The organism is Streptomyces sp. NRRL S-337 (assembly GCF_000720175.1).
Taxonomy (GTDB): Bacteria; Actinomycetota; Actinomycetes; order Streptomycetales; family Streptomycetaceae; genus Streptomyces; species Streptomyces siderophoricus.
Window position 1 is genome coordinate 115,805 of record NZ_JOIX01000011.1, and the last position, 17,137, is coordinate 132,941.

Annotated in this window: 8 protein-coding genes and 2 pseudogenes; 5 read left to right on the top strand and 5 right to left on the bottom strand. The window is 69.6% G+C overall.

What is annotated here, in order from left to right; genetic code table 11:
* Positions 1-46: 46 nt before the first annotated feature.
* Complete coding sequence (locus IG62_RS0111215) at positions 47-9,919, top strand: neuraminidase-like domain-containing protein (protein ID WP_234326396.1); 9,873 nt, start codon at positions 47-49, stop codon at positions 9,917-9,919.
* Positions 9,920-10,101: 182 nt separating this feature from the next.
* Here IG62_RS0111215 and IG62_RS0111220 read toward each other — a convergent pair whose 3' ends face one another.
* Complete coding sequence (locus IG62_RS0111220) at positions 10,102-11,532, bottom strand: cellulase family glycosylhydrolase (RefSeq protein ID WP_030800475.1); 1,431 nt, start codon at positions 11,530-11,532, stop codon at positions 10,102-10,104.
* A 67-nt stretch (positions 11,533-11,599) separates the two neighbouring features.
* On the opposite strand from IG62_RS0111220, the gene IG62_RS44490 reads away from it, so the two are divergent.
* Positions 11,600-12,316, top strand: a complete 717-nt coding sequence (locus IG62_RS44490; protein ID WP_158795024.1) for a metal ABC transporter permease — start codon at positions 11,600-11,602, stop codon at positions 12,314-12,316.
* Positions 12,317-12,380: 64 nt separating this feature from the next.
* Complete coding sequence (locus tag IG62_RS0111230) at positions 12,381-13,061, top strand: DUF6445 family protein (RefSeq protein ID WP_030800480.1); 681 nt, start codon at positions 12,381-12,383, stop codon at positions 13,059-13,061.
* A gap of 50 nt (positions 13,062-13,111) precedes the next feature.
* Here IG62_RS0111230 and IG62_RS41660 read toward each other — a convergent pair.
* The 4 genes and pseudogenes from IG62_RS41660 to IG62_RS0111245 form a co-directional block, all read right to left on the bottom strand.
* Positions 13,112-14,287 (bottom strand): annotated as a pseudogene (locus IG62_RS41660) (GTP-binding protein).
* A gap of 188 nt (positions 14,288-14,475) precedes the next feature.
* Positions 14,476-14,736 (bottom strand): DUF2180 family protein, encoded by a 261-nt coding sequence (locus IG62_RS44495; protein ID WP_078871933.1) that lies wholly within the window; start codon positions 14,734-14,736, stop codon positions 14,476-14,478.
* A 63-nt stretch (positions 14,737-14,799) separates the two neighbouring features.
* Positions 14,800-15,159 carry a DUF3040 domain-containing protein gene (locus tag IG62_RS0111240; RefSeq protein ID WP_030800482.1) on the bottom strand — a complete coding sequence of 120 codons (360 nt, stop codon included), beginning with the start codon at positions 15,157-15,159 and terminating at the stop codon, positions 14,800-14,802.
* Positions 15,160-15,225: 66 nt separating this feature from the next.
* Positions 15,226-15,684 (bottom strand): SPW repeat protein, encoded by a 459-nt coding sequence (locus tag IG62_RS0111245; RefSeq protein WP_030800485.1) that lies wholly within the window; start codon positions 15,682-15,684, stop codon positions 15,226-15,228.
* Positions 15,685-16,391: 707 nt separating this feature from the next.
* Between IG62_RS0111245 and IG62_RS0111250 the strand changes: the two genes are divergently transcribed.
* Complete coding sequence (locus IG62_RS0111250; protein ID WP_030800487.1) at positions 16,392-16,796, top strand: hypothetical protein; 405 nt, start codon at positions 16,392-16,394, stop codon at positions 16,794-16,796.
* A gap of 56 nt (positions 16,797-16,852) precedes the next feature.
* A pseudogene (locus IG62_RS0111255) lies at positions 16,853-17,047 on the top strand (IS5/IS1182 family transposase); the annotation flags it as partial.
* Positions 17,048-17,137: the final 90 nt, after the last annotated feature.

The window sequence follows — 17,137 nt, forward strand, 5'->3', positions numbered from 1 at the left end:
GGGCGGAAGGGCGAAGATTGAGATGCCGGAGTTGATCATCGTTCGGTTGCATCCGACGAAGCCGATGTCCGCGGCGGATTTCCGGGCGGCCCTGGACAAGCTGACCGTGACGGCGTTCGACCTGACCTTCGCCGATCCCAGGAAGGGCGTAGGGATCGGCTCGGCGAAGGGGCTTGCCGTCACGCCCGCCGATGTCACCGAGCACGACGTGGACGTGACCAACACGGCGATCATCCAGCACTACCAGGACATCGCCGGCGGCGGCCTGCCGCCCGTGACCACACGGTTCCAGGAGGCGGTCGCCACCGCGGTGATCGTGGTGACACCGCCGTCGGGCCATCCGGAGTACCCGACCGGCTCCTCGTACGACCTCCGGCTGGAGCTGACCCGCGACGGCGTCCCCGTCGGCGGCGGGGAGCTGGACTTCAACATCAAGGTCACCAGCGTGGGCACGCTGCCGGTGCTCCAGCCGGCGTACTTCGCGATGCCCGCGAGCGCCTACGCGGCGGTGCCGACGATGTCGCCCGGAGGGGACCAGATCGAGCTGCCCAGGGACGGCACCCCGCCGAACTTCGCCGACCTGGTCGCGAAGATCGACAAGGTGCTGGCGAAGGATCCCGGCACCGGTGGCTCCCTCGGGCAGCGTCCGCCGCTCAGCCCGGCGCAGAGCCGGTATGTGGCAGCCGAACTGACCTGGGACCGGCTGGTGTATCCGCCCCCGGACCTGCCGCGTCCGCTCGGCGAGATGTACACCAAGCCGCCCGTGGACCCCGGTCTCGACAAGCAGCAGGCGGAGAACGACCGGCAGCGGTTCGAGGCGGAACTGGCCGGCTATCACGCCACCGTCGACGCGAAGGCGTCACTGCTGGCCACCTTCGTCTTTGCCGCCTCGGCGGCCGTGCGGGGCGAACGGCTGGCCGCGGACGCCGCCCGGGCGAGGCTCACCTTCCCGGTCCTGACCGGCGCGGAGACCGGGCACGCCGCGGTGACCTTCGTTCCACAGGGTGGCTCGACCGCACTGGACCCGACGTTCGCCGTTCCGGCGGCGTACCTGTACGCGCTCGGCGCGACACTGCCGATGACGGTCGATCCCGAACACCGCTACGACGCGGCCCGTTTCGGCGTCGAGACGCAGTCCCTGGCGCAACTGCGCATCGCGATCGAGAACGGCGTGGTCGCCGCGTCCGAGCCGCTGCTCACCAGGCCCGCCGAACCGGCGATCGGCCCGCAGGCCGCGGCTCGCCGACTGCGCGCGCTGGGCTCGGTCACCACGTCGGACCCCACCGTCGCACTGGCACCGCCGGTCTCCGTCATGGTGCGCTCGTGGAGCACGCACCCCGGGGCAACGGAGGCCATCGATGCGGAGTTCTGGGCCCCGACCGCGACCACCTCCCCCGGACCGTACCTGGAGCTGGTGCTGCGAGCAGTCACCGGAAACCACGATCCGCTGGTGGTCGCGGTGGGGCAGCCGCCGCTCTCGGTCACCACGGTGGCCGGGCTGGTGGCGGTCACCGATGAGCAGTGGCGCACCGTCCTGCGGGACGATCCCGCGCTGCTGCCGCCGTTCACCGAGCCGGGCACGGTTTCGGAGCGGGCACAGGCCTTCGTCCGGCACCTGCGCAAGTTCTTCACCGTCCCCGTCCAGCCCCCGACCGCGGAGGGGCCCGCCGCCGGTGGCCTTCCGACGCTTGGTGTGTCCGCCTCGGACGTGTTCGCCCGCATGATCGCGGCATACGGCGACCACGGCGGTGGCGCCTTCGTCTTCGGAGCACCCCGGGACGAGGCCGCGTTCGCGGCCGCGCTGGCCGACACCTTCGGCGCGGACATCGCGGCGCAGCAGTGGCTGGAGCAGGCGGTCGCGGTGCTCGACGCGCTGCACGAACTGACCGCGTTCGCGGCCGGTGACGAACTGCGGTTCTCGCTGATGGAAGCGCTGTACTCGGTCGGCTTCACCAGCACGTCGCAGCCCGCCGCGCTGCCGGCGGACGATTTCGCCGCGGCGCTCGCCGGCACCGTCGCGCACCCGTTCGCCGCGCAGATCCAACAGGCCGCGGGGGGACCCGCCGATCCGGCCGGACCACCGGACGAGAGCTTCGCGCCGGTCAACCCGGACGGAACACTGACCGACTGTGTGCCGCCGGATCACCTCTCACCGTTCGGCCCGCCGCAGTACCTGCATGACCTGCTGCGGATCTCGTCCGCGTCGACCTGCGAGCACCCCACCACACCGGCCAACGTGGCATCGGTCGGCGAACTGCTCCTCGACCGCCGTGGCCCGCTCGGCGATCTGCAGGTGACGGCCGCCAACCTCGGCACTCCCCTGCCGGTGATCGACCTGGTGAACGAGAGCCTGGAGAAGCTGGCCGGCGGCGGTGCGCAGGGCGCGATCCACGACACCGCTGCGGATCGGCTTGCCGGGCACGCTCTGGGGCAGCCGCACGATCCGGCGACCCTGTTCGCCGCGGTGCCGGAGCACTCCTCCCCGGCCACCGAGGCCCTGCCCCAGGCTCACCTCGACGCGTACGCCCTGCTGCGCAAGGATTTCACCGCACCCGCCCTGCCGTACCACCAGCCCCTGGACGTGAACAGGTCCTACCTGCGGTTCCTGGGCACCAGCCGGTACGCCGCGATGCGCCGGTTCCGCGAGGAGATCACCGAGCTGGTGCTGGACCCGGTGCACGAGCCCGCCGGGTTCCAGAGCCACCGGTGGCGCTACCCGGTCCGGCTGGAGATCGCCTGCGAGTACCTGGGCATCTCCGCCGAGGAGTACGACCTGCTCTACGCCCACGACATCGCTTTCCGGAAGGCGCGGGGCCGACTGACCCTGTACGAGGTGTACGGGTTCACCAAGGAGTCCGCCGGCGGTTCGTCCTGGATCGGCACCGTGTTGCGGGTGCCCGAGTTCCTGGACCGTACCGGCCTGGGCTACTGCGAGTTCCTCGAACTGTGGCGCAGCGGCTTCGTCGCGTTCCAGCGCGCCGTGCCGGAGGGCCAGGCCCCGGACTTTCCCGACTGCGAGCCGTGCTGTCCCGACGATCTGCGGATCAGGTTCACCGATCCCGCCGACGAGCAGGACCCGTGCGCCGCGCTGCGCAAGCTGATCGTTTTCGTCCGGCTGTGGCGGCGGCTGGGCGAGGGCACGGCGCCGGGGATCACCTTCGCGATGCTGCGTGATGTGTGCGAGACGCTGAGGCTGTTCAACGGTTCCACGATCAACGCGGACTTCTGCCGCCAGCTCGCGGCGCTGCTCATCCTGCACGCGGAGCTGGGTCTCTCTCTCGTGGACACCTATCGGGCCGACGCGGCGTCGCCGGCCGAGAGAGTGCCGCTGCTGGGGCTGTGGGCCACCGAGCGCCCGGCCGCCGGAGCCGTCGAGCTCGTGCTGGACCGGATCGGCGAGCTGGCACGGGCCCGCTATTCCTGCGGGGACCGGGAACCGCGCTTCGCCAAGGCGCTCGCCGGGAACCTGACGGTGTTGTCCCGGCTGGCCGGGTTCGACCCCGGCACCGCGAGCGATACCTGGCACGCGCTGCCCACACACACGCTGCGGTTCGTGGAGGTTCTCGGCAAGATCTACGCCTCCGACTTCACCGTCGGCGAGATCATGTGGCTCTTCACCGTCGAAGAGCACCGCGACGGTGACGACCCGTTCGCTCTCCAGGACCGCAACGAGTCGGCCGACGATCCCCTGTCACTGCCCGAGCCGGCGGGATCGACCGGGTGCGACGAGGCGCAGACGCTGTGGGCGCTGCGGCGGTCCCTGCTGGCCGTGCGCGTTTCCGAGGAGGACGCCGAGGCCTGGACGTGGCCCCGGATGACCGCGACCTTGCGGGACGAGTTCGGCTACGTCCCGGCTTCGAGCGGACCCGACGCCTGGCGGGTGCTCGGGGAACGCTTCTTCCCGACCGTGCTGGAGCGGTGCGGCTGCCCGGTCGATGTGCTGGGGCGCCAGTACCGTACGCCGCTGGCAGCAGCGGACACCTCTCCCTTGATGTGGCTGCGACCGGAGGAAGGGCCGTTCGGCTACGACAGCGCCGCGCAGGAACTGTGGACCTCGCTGCCGGTTTCCGACACCGAGGTGATCGAGGAGCTGAGCCGCATGCGGCCGCTGCGGGAGGCCGAGCGGGTCGCCGTACGCAACCTGTACTTCGCGCCCCGGGCCGCGCTCGCCCCGTTCGCAGCGCTCTTCGACAATGCCGAGCTCGCCATCGACACCCTGGTCTCCGAACCGGACGAGCAAGCGAGATTCGCCTTCTTCCAGGGCCAGTTCGCCAGATTCCGGGCGCGCTGCACGGTGATCGTCGATCATCTGGCGGCACACGTGGCCGCGGTGACCGGATGCCCGCCCGACGCGGACGCGGCGGCCACGGTGCTGCGCAGTTTGTGGGCGGACGAGAATCTGGCGGCAACACCGTGGGAGGCCGATGACGGCAAGACCCCCGAGGTGACCTGGGCGCCACCGCCCAGTGGCGGCGCGTTCGCCGCTCTGCTGGGCCTCGTCGGCACCGGTCTCCTCGGCGAACTGCACGACGGGGCGGGAGAGTTGGTCTGGAGGGAGACCCGCGGCCCGGCCACCGCGTTCGGTCCTGTGCGCGACCGCTACAACGCTCCAGTGCCCACCGTGTTGCCGGCGATGGACCTGGCGCTGAGCCCGGCCCGGTCCCGCTTGGTCGGCGTGCGCAACGGCTTCGCCGTCAGGGAGGGTGACGCCGAGCCGCTCGGTGGCGCGAGTCCCTTCACCGTGTGCTGGAGCGGTGTGCTTTTGGTGGACGAGGCCGGGGAGTACCACTTCCACGCCGGCGCGCCCACCGAGGGCGACCTCGCACCGGACTTCTCCCGCGCCCACGAGCACCGCTGGCGGGTCACCCTGGGACGCGGCCAGAAGACCTGGATCATGCTGGATCACCACTGGGCCTCCGACGACGCGCCGGCGGCCGCGTCACGGGGCGTGCGGCTGCGCCGGGGCGCCTACCGGATCACGATCGAGTACGCGCAGTCCGATCCGACCTTCGAGCGGGCCGAGGAGGTCTGTCCGGAGCAGACCGGATTCCAGCTGAAGTATCGCGGCCCCGACAGCGACGGTGTGCTGACGGAGATCGGCTACGACCGGCTGTTCCGGGACGCCAAAAACGGCACCCTGGGCGACGGCCTCGTGGGGTCCGCGGGCCGGTACGCCTCGGGCGAAGCCGCCGCGCAGTACCTGGAACGGCGCTACGGCGCCACCCTGCGCGACATTCGCCGCACCTACCAGCGGGCGGTGAAGGCGGCGCTGCTCGCCCGCCGGTTCGCGCTCTCGGCGACGATCGTGCCCGGTTACCGGCAGTCCGAACTGGGCCACCTGATCACGCATTCGCAATCCTTCGCCGGCACGTCCTACCCCAGGACCGGACCTTCGGCGTTCGGGGTGCACCACGCCTGGTTCGACTTCGACCTCCTGCCGGTGTCCGACCCGTACCCGCCGCAACCGGTGGGGGACCAGCGCACCGCGCCGAGCCCACGCCGTCAGGCGGCACTCTTCGACTGGTGGGAACGGCTCTTCGACTACTGCCTGCTGCGGGCGGAGACCGAGTCCGCCCGGGAGCGACCGGCCTGGCTGCTCTTCGCCGACGTGCTCGAACAACAGCCCGACGACCCGGCACAGCTGCTGCGACATCTGGGCGTCGATCTGGCGCACTCACCGCTGCTGCACACCTACTTCGCGACGCCCCCGTATTCGCTCGACGCCGACGACCTCACCGATGAGCGGTGGGCGCTGCGGGTCTGGCAGGGTGAGAAATGGCTGACCCGGCTGCGCAGCCACTTCGCGTGCCGCTGGATCGGCGATGCCGTGCCGTGGAAGTGGGTCGCCGACGCCCCTGGGGCGCAACCTGACTCGGGCAACACGAACCTCACCCGGTTTGTGCGGGACGGCTGTTTCGAGAACGGCGAGCCGCTGCGCTACGAGGACCTGCGCGGGCTCAACGACGGCCTGCGGGAGCGGGCGAGGACGGCCCTGCTCGCGTACCTGTGCGGGATGGACCGGGTACCGCTGCCGTGGGCGCCGGGCACCTTCGCGACCGCGCCGAAGGATCTCTCGGATCTCCTGGTCCAAGATGTCGAGGCGGGCATCTGCCAGCGGATGAGCCGGATCGAGGAGGCCGTCCGGACCGTGCAGGCATTCGTCCAGCGGGCCCGGCTCGGGCTCGAACCCACACTGAGGCCGGGGCCGGAGTTCGTCCGGCTGTGGGAGCGGCGGCTCGCCACCTACCGGGTGTGGGAGGCATGCCGGCGCCGCGAGGTCTACGGGGAGAACTGGATCGAGTGGGACGAGCTGAGCAGCGCCCGGGAGTCGGAGGCGTTCGCGTTCCTGGAGTCCGAGCTGCGCCGGTCGACGCTGACCGTGCCGGTACCCGGTGGACTGGAATGGTGGCCGGGGCAGCGGCCGCCTGAGCACCCGTCGCTGCCCCCGCTCCAGGCCCGCGAACCGTCCGGAATCCAGCTGCGGCAACCGGCCCCGGAGGGTCTGGGGTTGCTGGGCACGCCCGAGCGGGCCGCCCGTAACTCCTGGCTCGCGCCGGTGCTCGGCCTCACCCCCGCCCACCGCCCCCGGGGGAACGACCGCCCCCGGCTTGAGCGCGACCCGCGCGAACACCAGCAGGGGACCGAGGACGAACCCACCGGATTTCCGCTGTGGCTGGCCGCCGCGGTCCGCCTGGGCACCCGGTTCGTCCGGGTCGCCGCCGCCGGGCTCCCGCCCGCCGGGACGGAATTCGAAGCCTGGCACGAGGACACCGGCTGCTGCGCACAGTGCGGCGAGGAACGACACCACGTCGACGAGTACTACTTCTGGCTCGCCGATTCCGCGTTCTACTCGGCACGGGACCAGCACGCGGACGTCGGTGCTCAGCCGGACCAAACGCACCGCGACACCTCCGACTGGCACCGGCCGGAGAAGCTGCCCGCCCTGCTGGACTGGGACGCACAACCCGTGGTGCATCTGTGGTGGAGCCGGGTGCGGCACGGCGAGTTCGACCCGCCGCGCCGGTCCAGCCAGGGCATCGCGGTCACCAAAGACACGGCCACCCTGAAGTTCTCCGGACGCACGGCGGATTCTCTGCGCTTCGAGGTGGTGGGCGCGGTCACGCCGGTCATCGGCCACGCCGACCCGACGCCACCGGGGTTCCGCTACGACCTGGCCGAGGACCACGCCGTACCGCTTCCGTTGGTCGAGCCGCCGGACCCGGCGCCGAGCTACCCCGGCGGGCTCGCCGCCTACCCCTACTTCGTCTACGTCGTCCCGGGGGCTCCCCTGCTGCCGCCCTCGCCGTTCAGCGTGGCGATGACCGTGGCGGGCGCGCTGCGCACCCACTGCCAGTACGAGTCCGCGCTGAAGTGGTACGAGCTGGCGTACCAGCCTCAGGCCCGCGACAACAGCTGGGCCTTCTGCGCCACGGACAACCAGCGACGGCGACGACGGCAGGACGTGCCGTGCTGCCCGAGTTCGCCCGTCCGCGAGGACCGGGCCAGGAACCGGGCGGTGCTGCTGGCCCACCTGGAGACCATGGTGCAGTGGGCCGATTCCCACGCCTGCCGCAACACCATGGAGGGCGCACAGCAAGCGGGCGTCCTCCTCGCCGCCGTCCAGCGGATCTTGGGCGAGCGTCCCACCGAGGTGCGGGCCGGGAACCACGTCGGCGAGTCCATGACGGTGAGCGGCCTCGTCACCCGTCCTGCGCCGCTGAACCCGCGGCTGATCGCCCTGTACGACGACACCGCGGACCGTATCGCCCTGAATCACCACTGTCTCAACCGCTACCGGCTTCCCCAGCGTGGTGCCTTCGGTGAGACCGGGCTGCGGGAAGGGTGGCAGGAGACCGTCGAGCCGTGCGCCGGTGACTGCGCGGAGGACTGCAAGTGCGGCGGCAGCCCGTACCGGTTCGCCTTCCTGGTGGCCAAGGCCAACGAACTCTGCGCGGAGGTACGCCAACTGGGCGCGGCGCTGCTCGCGGCCTACGAGAAGGGCGATGCCGAAGCCCTGGCCGCGCTGCGCAACAATCACGAGCGGCAACTGCTGGAACTGGCCCTGGACATCAGGAAGAACCAGTGGCGGGAGGCCGACTGGCAGGTGCAGGCGCTGGACAAGACCAAGGAGGGCGCGCTCGCCCGGCTGCGGTACTACCAGGAGCTGATCGCCGGTGGGCTCAACACCGGCGAGACCGGCTACGAGGCGCTGACCGGCGTCTCGATCGCGTCCCGGATCGCCGGCAACGTGCTGGAGGGCGTCGCGCAGGGAATCGGGATCAGCCCGGACATGTGGATCGGCATCGCGGGAATCGCAGGCACCCCGCTGGAGTTCAACCAGCTTCCGGTCGGCAACAAACTCGCATCCGGGTTCTCCACCGCGGCGCGGATCATGATGGCGATCGCCGACAATGCCAACACCGGCGCGGGTCTGAGCCTCACCGAGGGCGGCTGGGCTCGCAGAGAACGCGAATGGCACCATCAGGTCGAGGTCATCGGCATCGAGATCGAGCAGATCGAACGGCAGATCCTGGCCGCCCACCGCCGACGTGACGTTGCGCTGCGCGAGCTGAACAACCACCAGCAGCAGATCGACAACAGCGCCGAGGTCTCCGACTTCCTGCGGGACAAGTTCGCCGGCACGCAGCTGTACCTGCATCTGCAGCGCGAGACCGCCGCGCTCTATCGCGGCCTGTACGAGGTGGCGATGCACACCGGCCGCCGGGCCCAACGCGCCTTCAACTACGAACGCGGCCACACCGCCCGTGCCTTCCTGCCCGAGGCCGGATGGGACGGCCTGCATGAGGGGCTACTGGCCGGCGAACGACTGCAGTTGGCACTGCGGCAGATGGAAGGGGCCTACCTCGATGCCAACTGCCGCGAGTACGAGCTGACCAGGCACATCTCGATGCGCCAGGAGTTCCCGCTTGCCTTCCTGCATCTGCAACACGCCGGCTGGGCCGAGATCGACATCCCCGAGTGGCTCTTCGACCTCGATCACCCCGGGCACTACCTGCGCCGCATCAAGAGCGTGACGGTGACGATCCCCTGCGTGGTGGGTCCCTACACCGGCGTTCACGCCCGGTTGACCCTGCTCGGCAGCAGCACCCGCGTCGATCCCGCGCTCGCCGAACCACCGGCCGGATGCTGCTCGGGCCCCGAGTTCGACGGCTACCAGGCCGGCAGCGACGACCGGCGGGTGGTGCGCGCCTACGGCGCGACCGAGGCGATCGCCACATCCAGCGGCCAGAACGACGCAGGCCTCTTCGAGCTGCGCTTCGCCGACGAGCGCTATCTGCCCTTCGAATTCGCCGGAGCCGTGAGCCGCTGGCGGATCGAGCTTCCTCAGGAGAACAACCGGTTCGACTTCGACACGCTCGGGGATGTCGTCCTGCACCTCAACTACACGGCCAGGGAAGGCGGCGACGTACTGCGCAGGGCCGCCGGCGCCGCCGCACGGCGACACCTGCCGGGCGCGGGCCTGCAGTTGTTCGACGTGCGGCACGACTTCCCCGACGACTGGCACCGCCTGACCACCGCCACGGGCCCGAGGCGGTTGCCGCTGCGCTTGACACGCGCGCACTTCCCGTACCTGCCCGGTGATCAGGACCTGCGGGTCAACCGGCTCGGATTGTTCGTCGAGACCGCGGGCTGCGATGGCATCGGCCACGTCACGGTGCGGTTCAGGACTGAGCACGAGGTGACCCACGGCCCCGACGAGAACTGCGGGTGCGTCGGGCACGACATCACCTGTGTGGCCAGTGCCGAATACCCGGGTCTGTTCCACGGGGAGCTGAGCCTGCCGTTGGCACCGCTACATCGCGCCCGAGACCGCGAGCTGGGTGGCTTCACCCTCTCCACCGATGTAGGCCCGGTCACCCGGATGTACATCCTGTGCGGCTACGAACTGGTCCCGTGACCTGCTTCGTGCGGTTTCGGGTGGGAGCGCCGACGCGGGGTGCAAACGCTCGTACGCCCGACAGAGCTCTCTCGCCCGGCACAGCCTTGCCAGGCAGAAGACTTCGGCCCAGCTACCGCACAGGCAACGGCGGCTGATCCAACCGCTCGCCACGCACGGCCTGTGGAGTCGGATCGGGTGAGCTACCGCGGAGTGATCGTGACCCTGTAGGTGGCTCCCGCCCTGCCATGGGCGCTCACGCTGACGGTCTGGCCGTGATCGCCCCAACTGGCCTTGCTGCCTTGAATATTGACGCGGTATCCGCCTGGGTACGTGTCCTTGGGCACGGTGATCCGGGTGGGCCCCTTTACGTTGTCGCGGGTGCGGAAGGTGAGCGTGTAGGTGTGGGTAGCCGGGGCGTACGCGAACGTGAGCGGGTCGCCCGCGACGGCCGGCGCGTAGGGCTGGACGAGCAGCTGGGCGTTGGGTTTCGCGGCGCCCGAATGGTCGAGGAAGCAATAGCCGCCGCCCCGGCACCACTGCCACCACGTCCAGCCACTGGAGAAGCGGTCCAGGGAGGCCGTCATGTCGGTGACGAACTGGCTCGCGTGCGGAACGTAGGGGTTGCCGCCCCACTCCCCCACGATCACCGGCATGCGGTGACGGGTCGGGTAGTCGCTGATGGCGGCCTCGTAGGCGGGGATGAAGGTGCCGTTGGGGTCGTAGTCGGCGCCGGTTTCCATCGCGGTCTCGTAGAAGTGCGGCGCGTAGGCGGCGTGCGGGTCGTCGATATGGCCCATCCGGGTTGGGACGCCGGTACCGACGATGACGGTTGGTTCGACGAATATCCACGACCTGTGGTCGACCAGGCGGATCGCCCGGGCAAGGCGGTTCCACAGCTCGGTGAGCTCGGTGGCCTCGAAGCGGGCCGCGGCGGCGGGGAGGTCTTCGCCTTCGAGGAACTTCGCGAACGGCTCATTCATCAGGTCGTAGCCGAGCAGCGCCGGGTGCCTGCCCAGGGCGGAGGCGACCGTCATCCACATGCGAGCGTGCGCGGCGCGGAGGTCGGCGTCCTTGTACAGGTGGTCAAAGGCGGTCTGTACGGACGGCTCGAAGTACTCGGAGAACCAGTCGTCGGGTATCGGCGAGAACGGCAACCCCTCGTCGCGGGTGGCCCAGTCGGGGACGCCACGGGAACCGAAGTGCGGGCCGTATACGTCCTGGTGGGCGTCGAGGATGACCTTGATGTGGTAGCGGTCGGCCCAGTCGAGGATGCGGCGCATCTTGGTGAGGTAGCCGCGGTCGTAGTGCCCGGGGGTGGGTTCGAGGTCGTCCCAGAAGAACGCGAGGCGTGCGAGGTTGAAGCCCCGGGCGGCCATGTCCTTGAGGTCGCTCTCGTCGATGTCGGCGAACGCGTTGGTGCCTCGGCTGCTCTTGTCGGCGAGGTTGAAGCCGCGCCACTGGAGCGCGCGGCCTTGGCCGTCGGCGATGAAGGTGCGGTCACCGACCGTGACCCGGTCGGAGGCGCGGTCGGGGGCGCGATCCGGGTGAGCCTGGGCCTGCGCGGGCAGGACGCCGAGCAGGAGGGCGGCCACGACGAGGGCGGCGGGGGCGACACGGGACGTCAAGCGCATGCCGGAGCCCCTTTCGAGGATGGCTGCTTGGGCGACGTGCTACTGGCCGGCCGGATGCTACTGGCGGATGGGTGAAATTCCCAGGCATTCACGGGAGTTGGCGGGTCTTCCTTCTTCAAGGCTTCCCCGGTGCAATAGCCGGAGGTTTCCCCAGGGTCTTCGCTGGGGGCTTTGCTCGGGCTCTTCGCAGCGCCCGGCCCACAGGAACCTCGAAGCCTTCGCGACGGGCTCACTCCTCACGGTCTCCGACCACGACCTGACGACCACGGCAGGCGTCGGCGCAGTCGTCCTCCTCGTCCTCGGCGCGCTACACAAGGAACTCGTGCACGGCGCCTTCGACCCCGAAGGACAGCGGGCCGCCGGATACCCCGTAGTGGCCTTGGAACTGCTGCTCCTGCTGCTGGTGGAGGCCGTCATCGTGGTCACCACACCTGCCATTGGCGTGATGCTGGGAATGTCACTGATCATCGGCCCCGCCGCCACCGCCCGCCTGTGGACCGACCGGATCCGCTGGACCGTACCGCTGGCCACGGCCCTCGGCGTCGGCGCGTGCCTGATCGGCCTGGAACTGTCCATCCGCTGGGACATGGCCGCCGGAGGCACCATCACGCTGGTCACCGCCGCCCTGTTCCTCGCCTCGCTGGCCGTGTCGCCGCACGGCATTCGCACCAGGTGCAGCGCCGCCCCCAAAAAAAGCCCACGACTCCGTCCCCGAAGGCTCATCCGAATCCGGTCCCGAAGACGAAATCGACATGACGACGCCAGAGCCCTGCCGCTGCGGTGAGTTGACGGAAGATTGACCACTTTGCGGGAGTGTGCTGACGCGAGCCGACCCTATGGTCGGCCGCATGCCCCCACATACCCCCAGGCCACCGGCGCTCCCGGTCCTCCCCTACCGCAAACCCACACCCGGCCGGGACTACTGGGTTCTGGACAATGTGCTACCCGACGTCGACGCCGTCCGGGACCGCTGCCTCGCCAAGGACGACTGGGTCGAAGGCTACCCGCACAAGCCTGAGAGCTGGCCCGGCCTGCGCACGATGCCAGGACTGGAACCGGCTGAACTGGCCCTCATCGAAAGGCGGGTCAGGTCGGCCACCGGCGCGCGTCGGCTGTGGCAGGAAACCGCACCTGGCGGCGGCACCCTCAACCACAACTGCATCCAGGTCGTGGGCGAGGACGAGGGCGAGCCGCGACCGCACACCGATTCGCGATCGCTGTGCCGGTACGCCGCCGTGCTCTATCTCAACCCCAACGTGCCCAAGGACTGCGGGACCAGCTTCTACCGCCAGAGCCTGCCAGGCGGCCGGCTCGGCGGAAACATGGTGACCTCGCCGCACAACAACCTGGTCGACGCCCTTGGAACGCGCTTCGTCCCGCCCGACTCCTTCACCGAGGACGTACGGGTACCGCACCGCTGCAACCGGCTGCTGCTCTACACCGCCAACATGATGCACAGCGCCACCGGCTACTGGGGCAGCACCCTGGAGGACAAGCGGATGACCGCCGTCTTCTTCTGGATGGCATAACGCCAATGGCCGGACCAGCAGGCAGCTGGTCCGGCATGGGTTCATGGCCTTCAGCCGGTGTGGACGGCCTCGTGGGCGTGCTCGTGCTCGCAGGCGTCGTCGATGCCGTGCGTCTCCCAGGACGGGAACGGATCGTCCGGCCCGGCGGCAGTCTCACCGTCCCGCAGGAGGCAGACCGTGAGCCGTTCGACCAGGGCCTCCCTGCGCAGGGCGGTGCCGATGAACACCAGCTCCTGCGCCTGTTGTTCGCCGCTGCGGATGCCGTCCGGCTCGAAGCGGGCGACGACACCGGCCTTGGACCACAGCCCGGTAACGGCGGGCCGGGTGGCGAGCCGGAAGAAACCCTTGGAGCGCAAGATGCCGCCGAACGCCCCGCTGTCCAACTCCTCGGCGACGAACCGCCGCAACCGCTCGGGATGGAAGGGCCGTTCGGCACGGAAGACGAGCCTGGAGATCCCGTACTCCTCACGTCTCCGGGACCTGGTCTCCGTTGAGTTCGGCGATCCACCCCGGGGGGCCTGCTGGGCCTTCCCCACATCGAACCGGCCGGTGCCAAGGATCTCGACCGGGTCCACCTGTCCGTGGCGGACGGGCACGATGCGGGCCGAGGGGTTGAGGCGGGCCAGGGCGGCCTTGAGCCGGTCCGTCTCGTCCTCGCTGACGAGGTCGAGCTTGTTGAGCACGATCACGTCGGCGAACTCGACCTGGTCCATCAGCAGGTCACTGACCGTGCGTTCGTCGTCCTCGTGCTGGTCGAGACCGCGCTCCGCCAGTTCGTCGCCACGCGCCAGCTCGGGGAGGAAGTTGGCGGCGTCGACGACGGTGACCATGGTGTCCAGCTCCGCGACGTCCGCCAGCATCGCCCCGTCGTCGCGGGCGAACGAGAACGTGGCGGCCACCGGCATGGGCTCGGAGATCCCGCTGGACTCGATGAGCAGGCAGTCGAAGCGGCCCGCGCGGGCGAGCCGGTCCACCTCCTCCAGCAGGTCGTCCCGCAGCGTGCAGCAGATGCAGCCGTTGGTCATCTCCACCAGCCGCTCCTCGGTACGCGACAAGGCCGCTCCCCCGTCGCGCACCAGCTCCGCATCGATATTGACCTCGCTCATGTCGTTCACGATCAGCGCTACGCGAAGCCCCGCGCGGTTGTTCAGGACGTGATTGAGCAGCGTGGTCTTGCCCGCACCGAGGAATCCGGAGAGCACGGTGACGGGCAGGTGGTGATCGATGGCGACGGGTGCGGCAGAGGCGCTCTCCGCCAACGCGTACCACTGGGCGCTCGGCGACACACTGCGGACCTGCGACGGGCCACTCGACGCCGCCATCCGCTGCTCCAAGGTACGCCCGAGCCTTCAGGCAGAACGACATGAGCCTCTCTCATGACACCAGTTGGGCTTCCGTGGCCGCCGACGGCGTCCTACCTCAGTCGCCCTTTGGCGTTATTTCCCGCACGCACCTTTGCGGGCGGTGCATATCCCGGTGACTGGGCGGAGTGGCAGGTCAGGCAGGTGACTTCGCGGGCCGGCCGGCCAAGCGTGGACTGGCCAACGCCGGCCAACCGGTGCCCGGGCTCCCTGGCGACATGGCAGTGGCGGAGACAGACCCCGACACCGCAGTGGTGGCAGATGGCGACAGCGTCCACGACCTCGTCCGACGCCGCGCAGTCGTAGCACTTCACGGATCGTTCCTCCTCCCCTTGAGGACACCGAGATCACTGCCGTGCCGCACAGGTGAGATGTCCTCAGCCGGGATCATTGTGGTCACGGCTCCAACGAGCCAGCCGAGCCCGTCGGCGGCGCGTCCCGGCACCGAGGCGCGTGCTCAGCTTCGACATGCCAGCTACCAGCGCCATTCCCCCGGCCGCCAGCAGCACCGCCGTGCTCCCGGCCGCTGACGCCGCCACCAGCAGCGCCAGGGTCGCCGTCAACGCCACGGAGGCCATGACGGCGCCGACACGGCGGCGCAACGCGGCGGCGAGCCGGTGGTGCGTCGGCTGAGAGGCGCCGAAGGTGGCCAGCAGAAGTGCGAGATCGGGGTCGTCCTGCATGAAGCGCCGTTCGATGTCGGCAAGGACCCGCCGGTCGTGCATGGGAAGAGTCATGGACGCCTCCTTTCGCCTGTTGCTGTGCTGCGCACCGATACCGTCAGAGCCCAGGCGTCAGAACGGCTACCGACCGGGCAGTGGCCGGCGCTCCGTCCGCACCGTCATTCCTGTGGCCACGACCCCAAGGACGCAGGCGACGGCTCCGATCCACACGTTGTTCAAGATGATCCCAGCGGTCGGGCTGTGACTGGCGGTCACGACCCAGGGCGCGATGATCAGCCAGACACCGATCACTGCGCAGGTCCAGCTCAGGCGGTACAACCGCTCCGCCGCGAGCGCCAGACCCAAGCCGATCACGGAAAGCGTGATGCCGAGGATGAGGTTGTTCACCGCCAGCGACGGATTCGTGAGGCGGAAGTGCACTACCCACGGTGAGATCGTCGCGTATGTTCCGGTGAGCAGAACCAGACCGTCGAGGGCGACAGCCTGGCGTCCTCTGGTCAGTTGCGCGTAGCGCTCTTGCATCGCCACCACGTCGGGATGGCGGGTGATATCCGGAGTGGAATGGGAGAGGTCCGACATTGCTATCGCTTCCCTTTATATGATCTCAAAGACCTCAATTCCAGGTTATCATTGCACGCTGCAATGATGAAGCTCTCAATGGGGAACGCCCCACCCACACCCGGTCTGCCCGCCCTCCCTGCGGAGGCCACTTCGCCGGGAGGACGCGGCGCACGAAACGACTGGCCTGGTCGCTCCGCGGCGTCCAGCGTGCCCGTCCCTTTGAACTGCTCTCCTTGCGTCGGGCACAAGCAGGGGGCACGCGTATGACGCCGTGCGGGGGGACGAATCGCCTTCGTCGTCGGTCCGCAGGGGGCATGACCGCCTTGGCGTGGGTCGGGCATGGCCGACGGCTGTTGTTCGCGGTGAGGCTCACCACGGGGCTGAAACACGATGGCAGCCGCACGCACGGGGACCCCATCGCCATGGGAACCGTGGGGTGTGCTCCCTGTCGTCGTTGATCGACCGACAACCGTGATCGCGCCGGCCTGGCCAGAAGCAGTCCGATACCGCTCCACTGCTGCCGCCGGGCGACCGACGGATGTCCCGGTCGTGCGGAGTGAGAAGGACATTCCTACGGCGTCATGGCCCCACGACTGGACGGGGCGGGCCTGCGGTGATCACCTGCAGTGGAGGTCAAGCGCAAAGGGAAGGAAGCGAAGGCTCGGCCCTCCAGCAACGGCCCGGCCAGCGCCCCAGGCCCCGCGGACCGGCAGCCCCCCGAGTACATGTGGCGGCGAGACACGATGAGGAAGAGCAAGCGGAAGGGAAGGACGGAGACGGTCCGTCTGGAACTGTGTGACCTGTGCGCGGCGACATTCGCGGAGAGCGGCGCGGTGCGTGGATATGTGCCCCACTCCTCCTCCGCGAGCTCGACCAACGACTGGTTCGACGGGCTCCGCCGCATCACCACATGCGGGGCGGAACACTTCACGGTCATCAAAGCACTCTACGAGCAGCGCCCGTTCGTGCAGGAAGAGCTCTGGGCAGCGAAGATCACCCAGGCCCTGACCGCCAGCCCGCCCGTCCTCAGCATCACGGAACTCGCCTCCCGGACCGGACTGCACGAACCGGAGATCGAGCGCGCCATCGCCTGGCACAACGAGCGCAGGAGCCCGCGGAGGATGACATGACCTCGGCGAAGCCCCGGTGTTCCGCTGGGATGGCGCGTGTGCCCCGGCCCGAGCCCAGGCCCCTTCCGGGCAACCGCAACGGCTGCAAGGCATGGGGGCTGTCCGGCGCCAAGGATGCCGTCGGCAGGACGACGGTGATCGCGGACGGAGGCTACCGGGACACCGGCCTGGTCATCCCGCACCGCCGCGAACGCGGCCAGGCCAAACTCCCGGACTGGCAAGAGGAACACAACACCTCCCAGCTAAGGGTTGTCCCGTAAATGATCTACGGCATGCTGCTTGAGCAGCTCATTTCTCCGTCATCCGGCCAGGGTGAGGTTGTGCAGGCGGGCGATGCCGAG

Excerpts from the sequence above, each read along its gene's own strand:
- IG62_RS0111220 (WP_030800475.1), bottom strand. The coding sequence starts at position 11,532 with ATGCGCTTGACGTCCCGTGTCGCCCCCGCCGCCCTCGTCGTGGCCGCC.
- IG62_RS0111230 (WP_030800480.1), top strand. The coding sequence starts at position 12,381 with ATGCCCCCACATACCCCCAGGCCACCGGCGCTCCCGGTCCTCCCCTAC.
- IG62_RS0111245 (WP_030800485.1), bottom strand. The coding sequence starts at position 15,684 with ATGTCGGACCTCTCCCATTCCACTCCGGATATCACCCGCCATCCCGAC.
- IG62_RS44490 (WP_158795024.1), top strand. The coding sequence starts at position 11,600 with ATGGGTGAAATTCCCAGGCATTCACGGGAGTTGGCGGGTCTTCCTTCT.
- IG62_RS0111240 (WP_030800482.1), bottom strand. The coding sequence starts at position 15,159 with ATGACTCTTCCCATGCACGACCGGCGGGTCCTTGCCGACATCGAACGG.
- IG62_RS0111250 (WP_030800487.1), top strand. The coding sequence starts at position 16,392 with ATGTGGCGGCGAGACACGATGAGGAAGAGCAAGCGGAAGGGAAGGACG.